Source organism: Streptomyces griseorubiginosus (assembly GCF_001514195.1).
In the GTDB taxonomy this organism is placed as follows: Bacteria; Actinomycetota; Actinomycetes; order Streptomycetales; family Streptomycetaceae; genus Streptomyces; species Streptomyces griseorubiginosus.
On the sequence record NZ_KQ948749.1, the window covers coordinates 1 to 18,988 of the forward strand.

An 18,988-nucleotide genomic window follows, 5' to 3' on the forward strand; every position below is an offset into this window, starting at 1 on the left:
CCCTCCAGGCTCAGGTCGCCGGTCAGCTCGGTGAGCTCGACCAGGCGGGTGGGCAGGTTCGGGCCCAGCGCCTCCCACGCCTTGAGCTTGCCCTGGTAGGAGTCGCGGATGTGCTCGATCACCAGTGGCGTGGCCACGAACCGGGCCTCGGGGAAGGCGTCGGCGACGACCTCGGCGCCGAAGTAGAAGTCCGGGTCCGCGTGCGAGACGAACACGGTCGTCAGGCTCTTGCCCGAGTCCAGGACCTCCGCGGCCAGACGGTGACCGTCGGCCCGCGTGAACCCCGCGTCCACCAGCAGCGCCTCCCGCTCACCCGTGACCAGCGTCGCGGTCTTGTTCTTGCTGCCGGCCGGGAAGTCCAGATCCAGGATCGTGAAGGACAGCGTGCTCAACTTTGACTCCTTGCAAGGGGGGTGGACAGGCTGTGCCGAATTCGATGCCGCGCAGGTGGCCGATTCACGGGTTCGCGCCGGGCGAATCGCCGTGCACCTCTCCCCGCCATGGTTCACGCACAGCACGAATTCTTCATCCGGGACCGTGACCCCGGGTAATTGTCTTGACCGCGTTCAACCCTTTCCTCGCTGGAACGTGTCGGCAAGGTAGAAGGGAGACGTGCCATGGTCAAACGACGACAGCGCTGGTCAGCGGGGTGCCGTAGAGGGCGAACCGTCGGGCTGGAAGGGCTCGCGGAAGGCACTGGGTGTCGTCCCGGTGTGCCGGATGAAGAACTTGCCGAAATTGGTGGATTCCATGAATCCGAGGTGCCGGGCGATCGTCGACACCGGTTCGTCCGTGTGGGCGAGCAATCTCTGCGCCTCCAGGGCGACGCGCTCGTCGATGACTCGCTTGACCGGCTGCCCGGTAGCGGCCATGCAGGCACGGCTGAGCGTCCGCACGGTGTAACCCAAGCGATCGGCGTAGTCGGCGGCCCGGCGGGTGGTGGCGTAGGAACGCTCCAGCTCGGCCCGGAACCGGGCGTACACCTCCCCGCCGACCTGCGCCTCGCCACCCTCGTCGGTGCACGACAGCCGGTCGATGTGCAGCAGTACGGCGACGAGCAGATGCCGGAGCATCTCCGGTGAGGCCGTCTCGTCGGCGCGCTCGTACTCCCTGCGGATCTGGCTGACCAGGGTCGACAGCACGGCGTACTCGGAGCTGGTGCCGAGTTGCCGGCACACCGGGCCCCGCCAGTCGTTGAGCAGACGGTCCGTGCTGTGGCAGAGCGGCAGGAAGGACGAGGTGAACAGCAGGTGCAGACCGTTCGCGGTGCCCGGGCGGACGTACCGCTGCACCTGGCCCGGCCGTACCCACAGCAGGGAGCCGGGGCGGCAGGGGTAGGTCACGAAGTCGACCGCGTGCTCCCCGCTGCCCTCCGTGATCAGGGTGAGGGTGTGGAAGTCGATGCGGTGCACCCCGTCGGGGTCCCGACGGGCCCGGCGCCGGTGGAGCGTGGCGAGTTCGACGATCTCGAATCCCGGCACCCTCTCCCGAGGCGGACGAAAACCGAGCCGGGGAATCGGTCCCGGCTGCCCGAATTCAGCGGCGAACGCCTCTTCGACCCGCATCTGGCTCTCCACGCGACCTCGTTCCACCGTGGCTGGTCCGCAGCTTATCCCGGCCGCATCCGGGCGATACACCGCTGCCGAATGCGAGCGTTTCGACATAACCGAAATCTGACGGACAACAGAACTCCACGTGACCCTCGCGTGGTGTTCTCGTGAGCAGTCGGCCGACTATCCGCCCTGATGGGTCTGCCGGAAAGCACCCGGGGTCACAGCCAGGTGGCGGGTGAAGAACTTACCGAAGTTGGTGGCTTCGACGAATCCCAGACGCCGGGCGATGGTCGCCACGGGTTCGTCGGTGTGGGCGAGCAGCCGCTGCGCCTCCAGGGCCACCCGGGCGTCGATGACCTGCTTCACCGGCTGGCCTGTGGCGGCGACGCAGGCACGCGTGAGGGTTTTGACGGTGTACCCGAGCCGGTGCGCGTAGTCGGCGGCGCGGCGGGTGGTGGCGTAGGAGCGCTCCAGCTCGGCACGGAAGCGGGCGTACACCTCGCCGCCGGCGTGCGGGTCGCCCTCGTTGTCGGGGTGCGGCAGCCGGTCGATGTGCAACAGGACCGTGGCCAGGAGGAGTTGGAGGATCTCGGCAGACACGCTCTCCACGGGACGGCCGTACTCGGCCCGCATCTGACCGACCAGGGTCGACAGCACGGCGTACTCGGGACGTGCCCCCAGCTGCCAGCAGGCGGGGCCGTACCACTCCTTCACCAGACGGTCGGCGCTGCTGGTGTGCGGCGGGAAGGCCGGCGTGAACAGGAGTTGGGTGCCGTTGGCGGTGCCCGGCCTGACGAAGCGCTGCACCTGTCCCGGGCGGATCCACAGCAGGGTGCCGGGGCGGCAGGGGTAGGTCACGAAGTCGACCGCGTGCTCGGCGCTGCCCTCGGTGATCAGCGTGAGGGTGTGGAAGTCGACCCGGTGCACCAGGTCGGCCCGGCTGCCCCGGCGTCGGCGCCGCTCGTGCAGGGCCGCCAGCTCGACGATCTCCAGCCCTCGGACGCGTTCGTGCGGCGGGTTGAAGTCGAGCCGGGGGATGGCGCCGGCCTGCGCGGGGTCCCCGGGTCCCGTCGTACGCATCGAACACTCCAGATGTCCTCGATTTACCATGCCGCGTCTTCAGCGTATCTCGATTACCTGCGGCGTTGCGACAAGAGTGGAGGACATCAAGACGGCGACGGGCCGCCTTAACCGCAAGGAGCATCTTCATGAACGGCACGGTCACGGTTCTCGACAAGGGCTCGGTCCGCATCCACAGCTACATGTCGCCGGCCGACACCTTCCACACCACCACCCAGCTGATCGAGACCCCCGCACGGATCATCGCGATCGACGCCCAGCTGCTGCCCGCCTACGCCGAGGAGGCCGTCGCGTACGCCAAGGGCCTCGGCAAGCCGATCGACCGGCTGATCGTCACGCACGCCCACCCGGACCACTACAACGGTGCCGCGCGCTTCGGCGTCCCCGTGCACGCCCTGCCCCAGGTGACCGAGCAGATCATCGCCCGCGGCGACAGCCACCTGCCGACCGGACAGGTCATCACCCTCACCGAGTTCACCCCGGACGTGAACATCGTCCCGGGCACCGAGGTCATCGACGGAGTGCCCTTCGTCTTCGAGGCCGTGTCCGGCGGCGAGGCAGCCGACGAGCTCCTCATCAAGCTGCCCGAGCAGGGTGTGCTGATCGCCCAGGACCTCGTCTACAACGACGTCCACCTCTACCTGGGCAACAACGACATCACCGGCTGGCAGCAGCTCGTGGAAGGGCTGGCCTCGGAGTCCGGCTACGACACGATTCTGGCCGGCCACGGCGCCCCCACCGGGCCGGAGGTCTACGGGGACATCCGCCGCTACCTCGACGACGCCCGCGAGCTGCTCGGCGACGACGGCGACGCGTACAAGAAAGCGATCGTCGACAAGTACCCCTCCCACGTGGGCCCGTTCATCATCGACATCGCCAACCGGTCCCTCTTCCCTGCCGCCGGCTGATCCCCCCTTCCTTCACCGCCTCTTATCGACACGCGCTCAGCAAGAGAGATCCGTCATGTCCTCAGCACGTCTTCGCGGCCCCCGTGCCGCGGCCGTCGCCACGGCCGCCTTCCTCGTCCTGGGCGGCGCCGCCCCGGCCCTCGCCACCTCCGGCGGCGACATACCCCACCACCCGGTTCTCACCAACAAGCCGTCGCTGCCGACCAGTTACACCATCCCGGGTGACAAGACCTACCCGGAGGGCATCGCCCGCCAGCAGCACACCCCGTACTTCTACGTCGGCAGCACCACTGACGGCACGATCTACCGGGGCGACATCCACCAGGGCGCGACCAAGGTGTTCCTCCCAGGCGGCGAGGACGGGCGCGTGTCGGTCGCCGGCATGAAGACCGACAGCTCCGGCCGGCTCGTCGTCGCCGGCGGCGCCACCGGCAAGGTCTTCGTCTACGACACCCGCACCCGGGCGCTGCTGCACGTCTTCGACACCGGCCGCACCGACGTGTTCCTCAACGACGTGGCCCTCGCGCCGAACGGCGACGCCTACATCTCGGACTCCATCCACCCGGCCCTGTGGCACATCACCGCGGCCGAGTTGAAGAGCAAGCGGGTGGATCAGCCGCTGCGGGTGGGCGTCGACCTGACGAACTCGCCGATGGTCTACGACGCCGGCTTCAACGGCAACGGCCTGGTGGTCACCGGCGACGGACGGTACGTCCTGCTCGCCGACTACAACGACTACGCCTTCTACCGCGTCGACCTGCGCACCCACCAGGTCGTCCCGATCGACCTCGGCGGCGCCGAGGGCATCTCCGGCGACGGCCTGCTCCTCAGGGGGCACACCCTGACCGCGGTCACCGAACTGGACAACCCCGACGGGCAGATCGCCGTACTGAAGCTGAACGGCGACTACACCAAGGCCCATGTCGTGAGCGTGGAGCACGGGCACGGCATGCACAGCCCGTCCACGGCCGCCTTCGACGGCCACGACCTGCTGATCGTCAACTTCCAGTTCCAGATCGCGGACCCGCAGTTGCCGTTCAACGTGGTCCGGGTCCACACCCGGTAACTGCCGGAACCCCAGAGACAAGAGAGAAGACCCTCATGAACATCACCATCGTCGGCGCCGGGAACATGGCCCGAGGCATCGCCACCCGCGCCCTGGTCGGTGGCCACGACGTCACCATCACGGCCAAGGACCCCGACAAGGCCGTACAACTCGCCGACGAACTGAGCGAACAGGATCACGGCGGGCAAGTGGCCGCCGGCGACGAATCGGCTCTCGACCGGGCCGACATCGTGGTCCTCGCGGTGCCCTTCGCCGCGGCCGAGCAGCTCGCCGCCTCCTACGGCCCGCGACTCAGCGGCAAGGTGCTCATAGACATCAGCAACCCCGTCGACGCCTCGCTCGAGGCGCTGGTCGTCGCTCCCGGCACCTCGGCCGCCGAGCGGATCGCCGCGGCCGCCGGAGAACAGGTGCGGGTGGTCAAGGCGTTCAACACGACGTTCGCCACCACCCTGGTCTCCGGTCAGGTGGGCGGAACCCCGCTCGACGTTTTCATCGCCTCCGACGACGAGGCCGCCCGCAAGGAGGTCGCCGACCTCGTCGCCTCCGGCGGACTCAACCCGGTCGACGTCGGCGCGCTCAAGCACGCACGCGAACTAGAGGGCTTCCAGCTGCTGCACATGGCGCTGCAGATCCGCGAAGGCGGCCACAACTGGGCCAGCACCATCAAGATCGTCGCCCCCTGAGGCACCAGCCGGTACGACATCCTCCCCCGAACGCCACTGCCGGCCCGCTACTCCCCCACGGGCCGGCAGTGGGCCGTCCTCAGCACAGGAGAACCACCCCCATGCACGCCCGCACCACCGTCACCACGCTCGCAGCAACCGCGGCCCTGCTGACCTCCGCGGCTACCGCCACCGCAGCCGACCAGCCGCTCTCCCATCCCCGCATCGCGGCCCACTTCAGCCTGGCAGCCGAGCAGCAGCCCGAGAACATCACCGTCGACCGCACCGGATCGGCATACCTGACCTTCTCCTTCGCCCGCCAGATCGTCCGCGTCTCCCCCGACGGACACCAGCAGGTGCTGGCCACGCTTCCCGCACCCGCCAAGGCCAGCACCCCCAACCTCGGCAAGGCGTTCGTCGGCGGCATCGCCCGCGCCGACGACGGCACCCTCTACGTCACCTACGCCACCGGCACCGCCGACCTGACCGGCGTCTGGGCGGTGCGCCCCGGTGGCCGCCCGCACCGCATCGCCGCGCTGCCCGCCGACGGACTGCCCAACGGCCTCGCCCTCGACGGACGCCAGCAGCGGCTCTATGTCACCGACTCCGTCCACGGCGTCATCTACCGTCTCCCGGCTGACGGCGGCAAGGCGACCGTCTGGGCCCGTGGTGAGGCCCTCGAACCCAGCACCTTCGCGGGCGCCAACGGCCTGAAGCTGCATGACGGAGCGGTCTGGGCCACCAACCTCGACAAGGGCACCGTCCTGCGCATCCCCATCACGCCGCGCGGCACCGCGGGCACCATCCAGGTCCGCGCCACCGGTATGCCCTCCATCGACGACTTCGCCTTCACCGGGCACGGCGACGCCCTCCTCGCCGCCCGCGACGACAACCAGGTCGACCTGGTCCGCCCCGACGGCACCCACACCGCCGTCCTCACGGCCGCCGACGGCCTCCAGACCCCGACCTCCGTCGCGGTCCACGGCAGCAAGGTGTACGTCCCCAGCGCCGCCTACCTCACCAACGAGGACCCCAACCTCCTCGTCGCCCACCTCGACCGCTGACACGGCCGTAGCGGTACACCGCCCGACGGCGGCGTGCGCGGCGGGACAACCCCGCCGCGCACGCCGCCGACCCCCGCAGTCCAGGAACAGATATGGCCGCGATTCCTCAGACCAGCACCCCCAGTCACCGTCCCCGGCGAGGCGAGGTTCCGGACCGCCGCCCACGCCGCCTGCCCCTCGTCCTGGTCCTGGGCTCCCTCACCGCGCTCGGACCGCTCACCATCGACCTCTACCTTCCGGCGCTGCCCCGGGTCAGCGCGGACCTGCACGTCTCCCAGGCCGTCACCCAGCTCACCCTCACCGCCTTCATGGCCGGGATCGCGCTGGGCCAGCTGGTCGTCGGCCCGCTCAGCGACACCCTCGGGCGGCGCCGGCCGCTGCTGACCGGCCTGTCGGTGTACGTGGTGGCGGGCGCCCTGTGCGCGCTAGCCCCGGACCTGGAAGTGCTCATCGGCATGCGGCTGGTCCAGGGGCTGGCGGGGGCGTCGGGCATCGTCATCGCGCGGGCCGTCGTGCGCGACCTCTACGACGGACTCGGGGCCGCCCGTCTGCTGTCCTCGCTGATGCTGGTGTCCGGCACCGCGCCGATCCTGGCGCCCGTGCTCGGCGCCCAGCTGCTGCGCCTGACCTCCTGGCGGGGTGTGTTCGTCACCCTCACTCTCCTCGGCCTGGTCGTGCTGGCGGCGACCGCCGCCCTGCTGACCGAGACCCTGCCGCCCCAGGAGCGACGGCACGGCGGACTCCCGGCGACCCTGCGCACCATGCGCGACCTGGTGCGCGACCGCCCCTTCACCGGCTACCTGCTCACCGGCGGTCTCGGCTTCGCCGCGCTGTTCGCCTACATCGCCGGGTCGTCCTTCACCCTTCAGGAGGTCTACGGCGCCTCCCCGCAGACGTACAGCCTGCTCTTCGGCCTCAACTCGCTCGGCATGGTCGCCACGGGACAGCTCAACGGCAAGTTCCTGCTCGGCCGTTACCCCTCCCACCGGGTGCTGGCCGTCGGCCTGGCCGTGCTCGGGGCCGCGGGTGCCGCCCTGGTGCTCCTGGTCACCGCCACTCACGCGGGCCTGCCCTGGATCGCGGCGGCCCTCTTCCTCACCGCCTGCCCGGTCGGCATGATCCTGCCCACCACCACGGCCCTGTCCCTGCAACGCGCCCCGCTCGCGGCGGGCAGCGCCTCCGCGCTGCTGGGCACCACCCAGTTCCTCATGGGAGCGCTCGCCCCGGCCCTCGCCGGGCTCGGAGGACAGTCGACCGCCCTCCCCATGGCGCTGTCGGTGCTGGGCCTGGCCCTCGCCTCGGCCGGCTGTTTCCTCGCGCTGTGCCGCCCGTGGCGTGCTGTTCCCGATCCACTGGCTCGGTGAGCCCGGTGCAGGAATCCCCTTCGGGAACGGATGTCCCTGCGTACGAAGCCCTCGCACTGTTCGCCCGGCTGCTCGAGACCTCGGTGAACCGCACCCTTCACCGGGAGTTCGGAATCACCTGGGAGGAATTCGCGGTCCTTTCACTTATCCACCGCTCTCCTCACCAATTCCTTCACATGACGGAGGCGGCCACCGCACTCGGTTTCTCAAGAAGCCGGGTGACCCGGGCCGTCACCCGTCAGGAAATCCACGGACGGGTGCTCCGGTCGGCCTGCCCCAGGGACGCGCGCGCGACCCACGCGACGGTCACCGGGCAGGGCGTGGCTCTCCTGGACGAGGCCGACGACACCTATCGGGCCGCCGTGCGCCAAAGTCTTACCGAATTCAGTATCGGCGTGGAGCACACGGACGTGCTGGTGAGACTGCTCGAACCGCTCTGCGACCTGCGCTCCCGGCCCCAGTCGCAGCTCAGTTGCGCCAGGAGCCGGCGCACCACCGCTGTGAATTCGTCGACTTCTCAAGCCTGATTCACGTTCAAGCGGTCCTTTCTGAAGGTTACACGTGTCGCATGTTCATCTGCTTTGTCGTTCCTCAATACCCGACGCGACGCGCCCGCCGATAAATTGATCCGCACCACAAATCCCACCCCCCAAGTGGAAAGCACACGCACGTGATGACAACCCTTCAGCGGTTCGTCCCCGGTCTGGCCCTCGCCGCCTCGACCGTCCTGCTGAGCACGCCCGCACTCGCCGCCGACGCGACGACCGCGAGCACCACCCCCACGTACTACATCTCCCTGGGTGACTCCCTGGCCTCCGGCTACCAGCCCGACGTCGACAAGGACACCCGCCTCGCCTACACCGACCAGCTCTACGCCCAGCTCAAGAAGCACGACCCCGGGCTGAGGCACATACGCCTGGGATGCAGCGGTGAGACCACGCAGTCGCTGATCAAGGGCGGCGTCTGCCACTACCCCAACGGCAAGTCCCAGCTGGATGCGGCCCTGAAGGCGCTGACGCAGCATCACGGCAAGGTCGCCTACGTGACCCTCAGCGTGGGCGCCAACGACATCCAGTCCTGTGTCAGTGCCCTCGGCACACTGGACGGCGTGTGCCTGAACAAGACCACCAAGACCATGGGCAGGAACCTCGCCCAGATCACGGGCGCGCTGCACAAGGCGGGCACGAAGAAAACCCAGTTCGTCGGCTCGACCTACTACAACCCCTTCCTGGCGGCCTGGTTGCTCGGAGCCCAGGGGCAGAAGGCCGCCAAGGCGTCGGCCCCGCTCGTCAAGGCGGGCAACGCGGGGATCGCCCAGGTGTACAGGTCCACGGGCTTCAAGGTGGCGGACGTGGCCGGCGCTTTCTCCTCGGACGCCTTCACCCCGCTGGTGAACACCCCGGGCGCCGGCAAGGTGCCGGAGAACGTGGCCAAGATCTGCCAACTCACCTGGGCGTGCACGCCGAAGACGGACCCGCACCCCAACGCGGCCGGGCACAAGGTGATCGCCGGAGCCTTCGCGGCGCAGCTCGTCCACCGTCCGGCGGCGGTCCAGGGCGGGGCCGCGGGCGCCAGTGGGTCGCCCGAGCCCGTTCCGGTCAAGCACGTGGCGGCGCAGGGCTCCGCCGCGCACACCGAGCTCGCCGACACCGGCACCCCGAGCGACGCGCCGGTCGTCGCGGGCGCGGGTCTTGCGGTCGTGGCGGCGGGCTCCGCCGGGGTCTGGTTCGCGCGCAGGCGCCGTACGGCCACGCAGGGCTGACGACCCCTTTCAGGCAGCGCGCCGCTCGCGAGTTCTCGCGGGCGGCGCGCTTCAGTTGGTGAGGACGCGGGCGCGGCAGGCCGTCGGGGTGCCCCAGGCGGTACGCAGGGGGCGGGCCTTGCGGATCCACAGGGAGAGGTCGAGTTCGTCGGTGTAGCCGAGGGCGCCGTGGCACTGGAGTGCGGTGCGGGCGGCCAGGTGGACCGCGTCGCCTGCGGCGGCCTTCGCCGCCGCGATGTCCCGGCCGCTGTCGCCGGCCGCGGAGGCGAGCGAGAGAGCTGCCGCGCGGACGAGTGGCGCGGTGAATTCGAGGCTGATCAGGACGTCCGCCAAGCGGTGTTTGATCGCCTGGAACGATCCGACGGGTCGCCCGAACTGGTGGCGTTCCCGCACGTGGGCGACGGTCCGGTCGAGCAGTGTCCGGCCGACTCCGAGTGCCTGAGCCGCGGTGGCGAGCCGGCCCACGTCGGCGGCGTGCTCGGCCGCGCGCCGCACGTGCGGCCCCTCCGCCAGGACGGTGCCGCCCGTCGGCCGGGACAGGCGGCGGGCCGGGTCGGCGGAGGGCTGGACGGAGCTGGTGGACCCGGCCGCGCGCAGGGTGTCACCGGTGACGACGAGGACGAGGTCGGCCATGTCCGCGTCGAGGGCGTAGGGGCTGTCGTCCCCCGGAGGGCGCAGGGTCACGACGGTCTTGCCGGAGGCGATGCCGGGGAGCCAGGTCGTGTGCCGGTCGCCGAGCCCGTCGAGCAGGACGGCCGCCGCGACCGTCTCGACCAGTGGGCCGGGCACGGCGTGACGACCCAACTCCGTGAAGGCGACGGCGAGTTCGACCGGGAGGAAGCCCAGACCGTCGTGTTCCTCGGGGACCGAGAGCCCGAACACCCCGGCCTCCGCGAGGCGGCCCCACAGGGCTCGTCCGGGGTTGTGGTCGCCCGCGCTCCAGGCCCGGACGACGGCCGGGGTGTCGGCCGCCTTCAGCAGGGCATCGAGTGAGCGCGCGAACTCCCGTTGCTCGTCGTCGAGGAGGAAGCGCATCACCGGCGTCCCTTCGGCAGGCCGAGCAGCCGCTCGGCGACGATGTCGCGCTGGATCTCGTTGGTGCCCGCGTAGATCGGTCCGGCCAGGGAGAAGGTGTGTCCGTCGGCCCAACTGCCGTGCTCCGGCGCCTCGTCGGCGCGGTCGGCGAGTTCGCCGTAGGGGCCGAGGAGGTCGAGCGCGGTCTCGTGCAGGGCGATGTCGAGTTCGGACCAGTACACCTTGTTCATGCTGGACTCGGCGCCGATGGAGCCGCCCGCGGCGAGGCGTGAGGCACCGGCGTAGGTGAACAACTGGTAGGCACGGGCGCCGATCACGGCGTCGGCGACCCGGTCGCGCAGGGCGGTGTCGCTGGGGTCGGCGCGGTCCCGCCACAGCCGGGTGAGCCGGTCGGCCGCGGCGGTGAAGCGGCCGGGGCTGCGCAGGGTGAGGCCGCGTTCGTTGCCCGCGGTGCTCATCGCGACCCGCCAGCCCTGGCCGGGCTCGCCGATGACGTCCTCGTCGGGCACGAAGACGTCGTCGAGGAAGAGTTCCGCGAAGGCGGGTTTCCCGTCGAGCCGTCCGATGGGCCGTACGGTCACGCCGTCGGCGTCGAGCGGGAACATCAGGTAGGTCAGGCCGCGGTGGGGTCTGCCCTCGTCCACGCCGCTCCGGTCGCTGCGGAAGAGGCCGAAGGCCCGGTCGGCGAAGGCGGCGCGGGAGGACCAGGTCTTCTGGCCGTTCAACAGCCAGCCGCCGTCGGCCCGTCGGGCGGTGGAGCGCAGCGAGGCGAGGTCGGAGCCGGCCTCGGGTTCCGACCAGGCCTGGGCCCAGATGACCTCGCCGGTGGCCATCGGCGGGAGGATGCGGGCGCGCTGCTCGGGGGTGCCGTGCTCGAAGAGGGTGGGGGCGAGCAGGTTGATGCCGTTCTGGCTGACCCGGCCGGGTGCGCCGGCCGCGTAGTACTCCTCCTCGAAGATCAGCCACTCCAGCACGGAGGCGCCCCGGCCGCCGTACTCCTCGGGCCAGGAGACGACGGACCAGCGGTCGGCGGAGAGGGTGCGCTCCCACGTCCGGTGGGCGGCGAAGCCCTGCTCGGTCTCCAGCGAGGGCAGGGGTGTCCCGGGTACGTGGGCGGCGAGCCAGGCGCGGGCCTCGGCGCGGAACGCGTCCTCGGCGGCCGAGAAGTCGAGGTCCATCAGGCTCCGGCTCCTTCCCTAACAAGTGTTTGGTAGGTTAACGTACGAGGCGCCGGCCGTCGAGAGTCGAACGCGCCGCCGGCCTGTCCAAGGAGGCCCGTCCGTGACCACCTCCCCGCCGCCCTACGAGCCCGGTCACCACCTGCTCGGGGGCCGTGCCGCCGTCGTGACCGCGGCCGCCGGTGCCGGTATCGGTGGGGCGACCGCGCGGCGGCTGCTGGAGGAGGGCGCGAGCGTCGTCGTGTCGGACGCGCATGCGCGCCGGCTCAAGGAGTCGGCGGCCGAACTCGCCGACACGTTCGGGACGGACAGGGTCACCTCCCTGCCCTGTGACGTCACCGACGAGGACCAGGTGGCCGCGCTGTTCGACCTCGCGGTGGAGCGGCACGGGCGGCTGGACGTCGTCGTCAACAACGCCGGGCTCGGCGGGACCGCCGATCTCGTCGACATGAGCGACGAGCAGTGGTCGAAGGTCCTCGACGTGACGCTCAACGGCACCTTCCGCTGCACGCGGGCCGCGCTGCGGCGGATGAAGGCGGCGGGACAGGGCGGAGTCGTCGTGAACAACGCCTCCGTCGTCGGCTGGCGGGCGCAGCGCGGCCAGGCCCACTACGCCGCCGCCAAGGCGGGCGTGATGGCGCTGACCCGGTGCGCCGCCCTGGAGGCAGCCGAGTTCGGTGTCCGGGTCAACGCGGTGGCGCCGAGCCTGGCCATGCACCCCCATCTGGTGAAGGTGACGACGCCGGAGCTGCTGGAGGAGCTGACCGCCCGGGAGGCGTTCGGGCGGTACGCCGAGCCGTGGGAGGTGGCCAACGTGATCGTCTTCCTGGCGTCCGGCTACTCGTCGTACATGACGGGCGAGGTCGTCGCGGTCAGCAGCCAGCGCGCGTGAGGCGACAATGACCCGGTGCCGAACAGTGACAGTGACCGGAACAGTGACAGTGACCGCAGGAAGACGGCGATGAGCGGCGGGCCCGAGCGCCGTGAGGAACTCCTCGCCACCGCCGCCGAGGTGTTCGCCGCGCAGGGGTACCGCGCCACCACCGTCCGCAGGATCGCGGACGCGGCGGGGATCCTCGCGGGCAGCCTGTACTACCACTTCGACTCCAAGGAGTCGATGGTCGACGAGATCCTCTCCACCTTCCTGACCGACCTCTGGGCACGCTACGACGCGGTGCTCGCCGGGGGTCTCGGGCCCAGGGAGACCATCGAGGCGCTCGTCACCGAGTCCTTCCGGGGAATCGACCGGCACCACGCTGCCGTCGCGATCTACCAGAAGGAGGCCAGGGTCCTTCAGACCCAGCCGCGCTTCGCCTATCTCGCGGACTCCCAGGTGAAGTTCGAGAAGGCGTGGCTGGGCACCCTGGAGCGCGGAGTGGCCGAACGGGCCTTCCGTGCCGATCTCGACATCCGGCTCACGTACCGCTTCCTGCGCGACACCGTGTGGGTCGCGGCCTCGTGGTACCGGCCGGGCGGACAGCACAGCCCCGAGGAGATCGCCCGACAGTACCTGTCGATGGTGCTGGAGGGCATCAACCTGCGGGAATGATCCCCTGAAGCCCTCAAGGAGCGGCCATGGCCGAGGCATACATCGTCGAAGCGGTCCGTACCCCCGTCGGCAAGCGGAACGGCGGACTGGCCGCCGTGCACCCCGCCGACCTGGGTGCCCATGTGCTCAAGGCGCTGATGGAGCGGTCGGGCGCCGACCCGGCGGCCGTCGAGGACGTCGTCTTCGGCTGCCTGGACGCCGTCGGGCCGCAGGCCGGTGACATCGCACGGACCAGCTGGCTGGCGGCCGGACTGCCTGAGGAGGTGCCGGGCACCACCGTGGACCGGCAGTGCGGGTCCTCGCAGCAGGCCGTGCACTTCGCCGCGCAGGGCGTGCTCTCGGGCACCCAGGACCTGGTGGTCGCGGGCGGTGTGCAGAACATGTCGATGATCCCGATCGCCTTCGCCACCCGGCAGGCCGCCGAGCCCCTGGGGCTGACCCAGGGCCCGTTCGCAGGCTCGGAGGGCTGGCGTGCCCGGTACGGCGACCGGCCCGTCAACCAGTTCGTGGGAGCCGAGACGATCGCCGGGAAGTGGGGCATCTCCCGCCAGGACATGGAGGAGTTCGCGCTGCGCTCCCACCGGAGGGCGATCAGTGCGATCGACCAGGGCCGGTTCGACCGCGAACTCGTGCCCTACGGCGGGGTGTCCATCGACGAGGGCCCGCGCCGCGACACCAGCCTGGAGAAGATGGCGGGGCTGAAGCCGGTCATCGAGGGCGGCAGGATCACGGCGGCGGTCTCCTCCCAGGTCTCCGACGGCGCGTCCGCGATCCTCCTGGCGAGCGAACGGGCCGTGCGGGAGCACGGGTTGACCCCACGGGCCCGGGTCCACCACCTGTCGGTGCGCGGCGAGGACCCGATCCGGATGCTCACCGCACCGATACCGGCGACCGCGTACGCCCTCAAGAAGGCCGGGATGACCATCGACGACATCGACCTGGTCGAGATCAACGAGGCGTTCGCGTCCGTGGTGCTGGCCTGGCTGAAGGAGACCGGCGCCGATCCGGAGAAGGTCAACGTGAACGGGGGCGCGATCGCGCTGGGCCATCCGCTGGGCGCCACGGGTGCCAAGCTCATGGTCACCCTGCTGCACGAACTGGAGCGCACGGGCGGCCGGTTCGGCCTCCAGACGATGTGCGAGGGCGGCGGCCAGGCCAACGTGACCATCATCGAACGGCTCTGACGGTACGCCGGCCGAACGGGGTCAGGTCAGTCGCTTCAACGTCTTCAGTGCCTCCGCCATGATGTCGTCCACCAGTTCGGCGCAGGAGGGCAGGTCGTCGATCAGGCCGGCGACCTGACCGGAGGCCATCACGCCGAGGTCCGTGCGGCCGTCCACCATCGCCGCCTTCAGCATCATGGGCGTGTTCGCGGCGAGCAGGACCTGGCTCCAGGTCAGGTCCTTGCCGTGCTTCATGGACAGACCGTCGCGGACCATGGCGGTCCAGCTCAGGCCGGACTCCCGTTTGAAGGCGGACGCATGGCGCAGGGCGCGGGCGAGCGCACGAATGCGGCCCGCGCGCTCCAGTGTGTCGACGAGTTCGCTGCGCAGCATCCGGTGCGGCAGGCCGTCGACCTTGGTGGTGACGGTGACGTCCTGCACGCCCGCGGCCAGATAGCGGGCCTTGACCGGGTCCGGGACCGTGCTGTCGGAGGTCAGCAGGAAGCGGGTGCCCATGGCGATGCCGGAAGCGCCGTAGGCGAGCGCGGCGACCAGGCCGCGTCCGTCGCGGAAGCCGCCGGCCGCGATCACCGGGATGTCGACGGCGTCGACGACCTGGGGCAGCAGCACGGTGGTGGCCACGCTGCCCGTGTGGCCGCCCCCCTCTCCGCCCTGCACGAGCACCGCGTCGGCGCCCCAGCCCGCCACCTTCTCGGCGTGGCGGCGGGCGCCGACCGAGGGGATGACGACCACGCCCGCGTCCTTGAGGCGGGCGATCAACTCCCGGTCGGGCGCGAGCGCAAAGGACGCCACCCGCACGTCCTCGTCGATCAGAACGCGCACCCGCTCGGCCGCGTCCGAAGCGTCGGCCCGCAGGTTGACCCCGAACGGGGCGTCGGTGCGGGACTTCACCTCGCGTACGGCGGACCGCAGTTGAGGCACGGTCATGGTGGCGGAGGCGAGGATCCCCAGTGCGCCGGCCTTCGCCGTGGCGCTCACCAACCGTGGTCCGGCCACCCACCCCATGCCGGTCTGGACGATCGGGTGCCGTACGCCGACGAGGGCGGTGAGCGCGGTGGGGAGGGTGCCGTCGGCGGGGGTGCCGTCGGCGGGGGTGCCGTCGGCGGGAAGGGTGCCCTCGCTCATGCGGGGACCTCGCGGGCGCGGAGGTCCCCGGGGTCCAGGACCTCGCGGATCAGCCGCAGTTCGTCGGCGTCGGGTGCGCGGGTGTACGGCACCTCCGCGGGGACGGTGAGCGCGAACCCCGTGGCCTCCTGGACCTGTTCGACGGTGACGCCGGGGTGAAGCGAGCGCAGCCGCATGGTGCGGTCCGGGGTGTCGAAGTCGAACACGCCGAGGTTGCTGATGACTTCGGGGATGCGGTGGTAGCGGGTGGCGGAGGGGCCGGCCTCGGCGGCGCGGGCGTAGCCGACTCCGCTGACCATGTCGACGTGCTCGACGAAGACGCGGGGCGAATGCTTGGGGACCCAGTAACTGGTGGGGTTGTTCAGGGTGTTGACGGGTGCGCCCCGCACTCCCAGCAACTGCCGCGTGGGGCGGGCCCAGTCGCCGATGCAGGAGATGTTCTGGTTGCCGTGGCGGTCGATCTGGCTCGCGCCCATCATCACGTGCCGTCGGCCGGTGGCGACCAGGGCCAGGTGCTGGCGGTAGGGCAGCCAGCCCTCCACGGTCTCGGGTGGGGCGCCGAGGGCGGGGGTGTCGCCGATGAGCAGGGCCTCTCCGTCGGTGAGCAGCAGGTCGGGGGCGAAGGTGAGCCTGGCCAGCCGGGCCCCGAGGGTCGGGACGGTGCCCATGGGACTCGCGAGGATCTCGCCGGCGTCCCGCCATGCCTCGGCGCAGGCCACCACGCAGTACTCGGCACGGGTCGCGTCGTTCGTCGTGGGGGCGTCCGCTGCGGGTGCGTTGGTCGGGGGTGTGTTCGTCGGCGGTGTGTTCGTCCGGGGTGCGCTCACGTCCGCTCCTCGTGGAATGCCGTGACCGCCGCCTGGTACGCCGGTTCGTCGCCGGAGAGGAAGCGGTCCGTGAACGCCCGCCAGGCCTCCGGGTCACGGGCGGACTGCGCGTAGGCGCGCTGGAAGGGCTCGTCGCGGTCGTAGTCGGGTGTGCAGGAGGTGAAGTGGGCTCCGCCCGGCGTCTCGACGACCCCGGTCACGAAGGCCCGCTTGATCAACAGGCTCTGCGGGGCAGCGTCCTTGAGCAGGTCGGCGGTGTCGACGATCTGCTCGCAGGACACGTAGGCGGTGTCGGCGGCCTGGCAGAAGAGGTCGTCGAAGTAGGGGTCGGGGCCGAGGTACTGGGCGTTGCCGCGGATGTCCGCCCGGTTGAGGTGGACGAGGGCCGCGTCCAGCCGCAGGGCCGGGACGGCGACGAACTCCTCACCGTCGTCGTAGGGCGAAGTGACGGTCCGCAGACGGGGGTTGACCTTCATGACGTCCGATCCGAGGGCCGCCCTGACCGGCAGGAACGGCAGGCGCTGCGCGGCCGCGGTCAGGCCCCACATGAACATCGCCTCGTCCAGCTCCTCCAGTTCGAAGGCGCCCCGCTGGCGGGCCGCGGTGAAATGCGGCTCCAGGGGGATGGAGTCGAGGGTGGCGAATGCGGCGACCAGTTTGCGGATCCTCCCGGCGGCGGCGAGGAGTCCGACGTCCGGACCGCCGTAGGAGACCACGGTGAGGTCGGTGACGTCGGTCCGCAGGAGGGCGCGGACCAGGGCCATCGGCTTGCGCCGCGATCCCCAGCCGCCGATGCCGACGGTCATGCCGCTGCGGAGGCGGCCGACGGCCTCCTCGGCGCTCATCGTCTTGTCACTCACCGCCGCCACCCTCCGACGACCTGGACGCCACGAACGCGTCGCGGTACCGGTCGGAGACACCGCTGAGGTTGGCCTCGAAGGTGAAACCCTGCTCGAAGCGGTAGCTGCGGCGGACGTCCACCGGGTCGATGCCGTTGATCGCCGCCTTCGCGAGGCGGATCAGCAGACCGTCCTTGGCCGCGATCTCGCGCGCCAACTCCATTGCGGCCTCCGTCAGTTGCTCACGTGGCACCACGCGCCACACCGAGCCGTGCCGGTACAGCTCCTGAGCGGTGACGGTGCGCGAGGTGTAGTACAGGGTCCGCATGAGGTGCTGGGGCACCAGGCGGGCCAGGTGGGTGGCCGCACCGAGGGCGCCCCGGTCCAGCTCGGGCAGTCCGAAGGTGGCGTCCTCGCTCGCCACGATCGCGTCCGCGTTGCCGACCAGGCCGATGCCACCGCCCAGGCAGAACCCGTGCACGGCGGCGACGACCGGGACCTCGCAGTCGTACACCGCCGCGAACGCCTCGTAGCAACCGCGGTTGGTGCCGACGAGGGCCGCGTGGCCGTCGGTGCGCTGCATCTCCTTGATGTCGGCGCCCGCGTTGAACCCGCGCCCGGTGGCGGTGAGCACCACACAGCGCACCTTGGGGTCGGCCCCGGCCGCGCGCACCGCGCCGGCGAGCTCGTACCAGCCCTGCACGGGAAGGGCGTTGACCGGTGGGAAGTCGACATTGACGACGGAAACGCCCTCATCGGGGGCTGCGGTGGAGACACCCATGAGCGATTCAGCTACCTTTCCACCAAACGTTTGTTAGGCACGAAGGTAGCAGCGGAGCGCACCCTCCGGGAGGGCCTCATGGCATCGGTCATCGAGCTGGGCGGCAGGGTCGCGGTGGTCACCGGCGGCACGCGCGGGGTGGGCGCGGGCATCACCCGGGCACTGCTGGAGGCGGGCGCCGAGGTCGTGGTCTGCGCCAGGCGCCCGCCGGAGACGTCGGTGCGGGCCGGCGGGCGCACGGCCCGGTTCCTGCCGCTGGACCTCAGGGACGCCGACGCGGTGACCGGCTTCTTCCAGCGGGTGCGCCGGGAATGCGGCCGTCTCGACGTCCTGGTCAACAACGCGGGCGGCACGCCGTACCGGATGCTGGACGAGGGCGGGGCCCAACGGCACGCGCGCGTGGTCGAGTTGAACCTGCTGGCCCCGCTCACCGCGTCCCTGGCCGCCTACGAGGTGATGCGCGAGCAGCCCGGGGGCGGGTCGATCGTGATGATCGGGAGCGTCAGCGGCAGCCGCCCCTCCCCCGGTTCGGCGGCCTACGGCGCCGCGAAGGCGGGGCTCGATCAGCTCGCGCGGACGATGGCCGTGGAGTGGGCCCCGCTCGTGCGGGTCAACACCCTGGTGCTGGGCATGGTCCGCACCGAACTGGCCCGGCTGCACTACGGCGACGAGGAGGGCGTGGCCGCCGTGGGACGCACCGTCCCGCTCGGCCGGCTCGCCGACCCCGCCGAAGTGGGCGACGCCTGCGCGTTCCTCGCCTCCGACCGCGCCTCCTACATCTCCGGCGCGAGCCTCCTCGTCCACGGCGGCGGAGAGCGACCGGCGTTCCTCGACGCGGCCACCGCCAACCACTGATCCGGCGGCCGCCGGAGGACCCACGAGCCGTCCGCCGAGCGATCAGTGAGTCGTCCGGCCGCCCGACCCGCGAGCCGTCAGCCGACCCCCGACCCCCGACCGCGGACCGCGGACCGCGGACCGCGGACCACCGTCCGCCGACCACCGACCACCGAC

General features: G+C 71.1%; 20 protein-coding genes. 11 read left to right on the forward strand and 9 right to left on the reverse strand.

The annotated features are described in order from the left end of the window. The 3 genes from AQJ54_RS40460 to AQJ54_RS40470 form a co-directional block, all read right to left on the reverse strand. Positions 1-392, reverse strand: a 392-nt coding sequence (locus AQJ54_RS40460) for an MBL fold metallo-hydrolase (protein ID WP_159055640.1), incomplete at its 3' end; no start/stop codon positions are given. A gap of 249 nt (positions 393-641) precedes the next feature. Further along, a complete protein-coding gene (locus AQJ54_RS40465) occupies positions 642-1,565 on the reverse strand; it encodes a helix-turn-helix domain-containing protein (RefSeq protein WP_062031110.1) in 924 nt (307 codons plus the stop codon). A gap of 168 nt (positions 1,566-1,733) precedes the next feature. Continuing rightward, positions 1,734-2,633, reverse strand: coding sequence for an AraC family transcriptional regulator (locus tag AQJ54_RS40470; RefSeq protein WP_062246328.1), 900 nt, complete (start codon positions 2,631-2,633; stop codon positions 1,734-1,736). A gap of 128 nt (positions 2,634-2,761) precedes the next feature. Here AQJ54_RS40470 and AQJ54_RS40475 point away from each other — a divergent pair, with 128 nt between their 5' ends. From AQJ54_RS40475 to AQJ54_RS40505, 7 genes are all read left to right on the forward strand, one after another. Beyond that, positions 2,762-3,541 (forward strand): MBL fold metallo-hydrolase, encoded by a 780-nt coding sequence (locus AQJ54_RS40475; RefSeq protein WP_062246331.1) that lies wholly within the window; start codon positions 2,762-2,764, stop codon positions 3,539-3,541. Positions 3,542-3,596: 55 nt separating this feature from the next. Next, complete coding sequence (locus AQJ54_RS40480) at positions 3,597-4,607, forward strand: SMP-30/gluconolactonase/LRE family protein (protein ID WP_211278645.1); 1,011 nt, start codon at positions 3,597-3,599, stop codon at positions 4,605-4,607. Positions 4,608-4,642: 35 nt separating this feature from the next. After that, positions 4,643-5,290, forward strand: a complete 648-nt coding sequence (locus AQJ54_RS40485; RefSeq protein ID WP_062246335.1) for an NADPH-dependent F420 reductase — start codon at positions 4,643-4,645, stop codon at positions 5,288-5,290. Positions 5,291-5,391: 101 nt separating this feature from the next. Further along, entirely contained in the window at positions 5,392-6,333 is a 942-nt protein-coding gene (locus AQJ54_RS40490; RefSeq protein WP_062246337.1) for an SMP-30/gluconolactonase/LRE family protein, read from the forward strand. Positions 6,334-6,425: 92 nt separating this feature from the next. Then, positions 6,426-7,697 (forward strand): multidrug effflux MFS transporter, encoded by a 1,272-nt coding sequence (locus tag AQJ54_RS40495; protein WP_062246339.1) that lies wholly within the window; start codon positions 6,426-6,428, stop codon positions 7,695-7,697. Beyond that, complete coding sequence (locus AQJ54_RS40500; protein WP_159055641.1) at positions 7,694-8,224, forward strand: MarR family winged helix-turn-helix transcriptional regulator; 531 nt, start codon at positions 7,694-7,696, stop codon at positions 8,222-8,224. Before AQJ54_RS40495 ends, AQJ54_RS40500 begins: the two co-directional genes overlap by 4 nt. A gap of 146 nt (positions 8,225-8,370) precedes the next feature. Further along, on the forward strand, positions 8,371-9,459 hold the full coding sequence (locus AQJ54_RS40505) for an SGNH/GDSL hydrolase family protein (protein WP_062246343.1): 1,089 nt from the start codon (positions 8,371-8,373) through the stop codon (positions 9,457-9,459). A gap of 51 nt (positions 9,460-9,510) precedes the next feature. Here AQJ54_RS40505 and AQJ54_RS40510 read toward each other — a convergent pair whose 3' ends face one another. Both AQJ54_RS40510 and AQJ54_RS40515 read right to left on the reverse strand, forming a co-directional pair. Further along, positions 9,511-10,494, reverse strand: coding sequence for an acyl-CoA dehydrogenase family protein (locus AQJ54_RS40510; RefSeq protein WP_062246345.1), 984 nt, complete (start codon positions 10,492-10,494; stop codon positions 9,511-9,513). After that, positions 10,494-11,672, reverse strand: a complete 1,179-nt coding sequence (locus AQJ54_RS40515; RefSeq protein WP_062246348.1) for an acyl-CoA dehydrogenase family protein — start codon at positions 11,670-11,672, stop codon at positions 10,494-10,496. Before AQJ54_RS40515 ends, AQJ54_RS40510 begins: the two co-directional genes overlap by 1 nt. 103 nt (positions 11,673-11,775) lie before the next feature. Between AQJ54_RS40515 and AQJ54_RS40520 the strand changes: the two genes are divergently transcribed. The 3 genes from AQJ54_RS40520 to AQJ54_RS40530 all read left to right on the forward strand — a co-directional run bounded on the left by AQJ54_RS40520 (position 11,776) and on the right by AQJ54_RS40530 (position 14,405). Continuing rightward, positions 11,776-12,564 (forward strand): SDR family oxidoreductase, encoded by a 789-nt coding sequence (locus AQJ54_RS40520; protein ID WP_062246350.1) that lies wholly within the window; start codon positions 11,776-11,778, stop codon positions 12,562-12,564. 69 nt (positions 12,565-12,633) lie between these two features. Continuing rightward, positions 12,634-13,221 (forward strand): TetR/AcrR family transcriptional regulator, encoded by a 588-nt coding sequence (locus AQJ54_RS40525; RefSeq protein ID WP_030325983.1) that lies wholly within the window; start codon positions 12,634-12,636, stop codon positions 13,219-13,221. 26 nt (positions 13,222-13,247) lie between these two features. Then, positions 13,248-14,405, forward strand: coding sequence for an acetyl-CoA C-acetyltransferase (locus AQJ54_RS40530; protein ID WP_062030819.1), 1,158 nt, complete (start codon positions 13,248-13,250; stop codon positions 14,403-14,405). Positions 14,406-14,426: 21 nt separating this feature from the next. Here AQJ54_RS40530 and AQJ54_RS40535 read toward each other — a convergent pair whose 3' ends face one another. The 4 genes from AQJ54_RS40535 to AQJ54_RS40550 all read right to left on the reverse strand — a co-directional run bounded on the left by AQJ54_RS40535 (position 14,427) and on the right by AQJ54_RS40550 (position 17,977). Continuing rightward, the gene (locus AQJ54_RS40535) at positions 14,427-15,530 is read right to left on the reverse strand and encodes an NAD(P)H-dependent flavin oxidoreductase (RefSeq protein ID WP_062246352.1); all 1,104 of its coding nucleotides are present in this window, start codon (positions 15,528-15,530) and stop codon (positions 14,427-14,429) included. Next, positions 15,527-16,252 (reverse strand): CoA-transferase subunit beta, encoded by a 726-nt coding sequence (locus AQJ54_RS40540; RefSeq protein WP_062246557.1) that lies wholly within the window; start codon positions 16,250-16,252, stop codon positions 15,527-15,529. Before AQJ54_RS40540 ends, AQJ54_RS40535 begins: the two co-directional genes overlap by 4 nt. Positions 16,253-16,353: 101 nt before the next feature. Continuing rightward, on the reverse strand, positions 16,354-17,217 hold the full coding sequence (locus AQJ54_RS40545) for a CoA transferase subunit A (RefSeq protein ID WP_062246555.1): 864 nt from the start codon (positions 17,215-17,217) through the stop codon (positions 16,354-16,356). Next, positions 17,210-17,977, reverse strand: coding sequence for an enoyl-CoA hydratase family protein (locus tag AQJ54_RS40550; protein WP_062246354.1), 768 nt, complete (start codon positions 17,975-17,977; stop codon positions 17,210-17,212). The genes AQJ54_RS40545 and AQJ54_RS40550 overlap by 8 nt, the downstream gene beginning before the upstream one ends. Positions 17,978-18,055: 78 nt before the next feature. On the opposite strand from AQJ54_RS40550, the gene AQJ54_RS40555 reads away from it, so the two are divergent. After that, positions 18,056-18,832 carry an SDR family oxidoreductase gene (locus AQJ54_RS40555; protein WP_062246356.1) on the forward strand — a complete coding sequence of 259 codons (777 nt, stop codon included), beginning with the start codon at positions 18,056-18,058 and terminating at the stop codon, positions 18,830-18,832. Positions 18,833-18,988 lie beyond the last annotated feature (156 nt).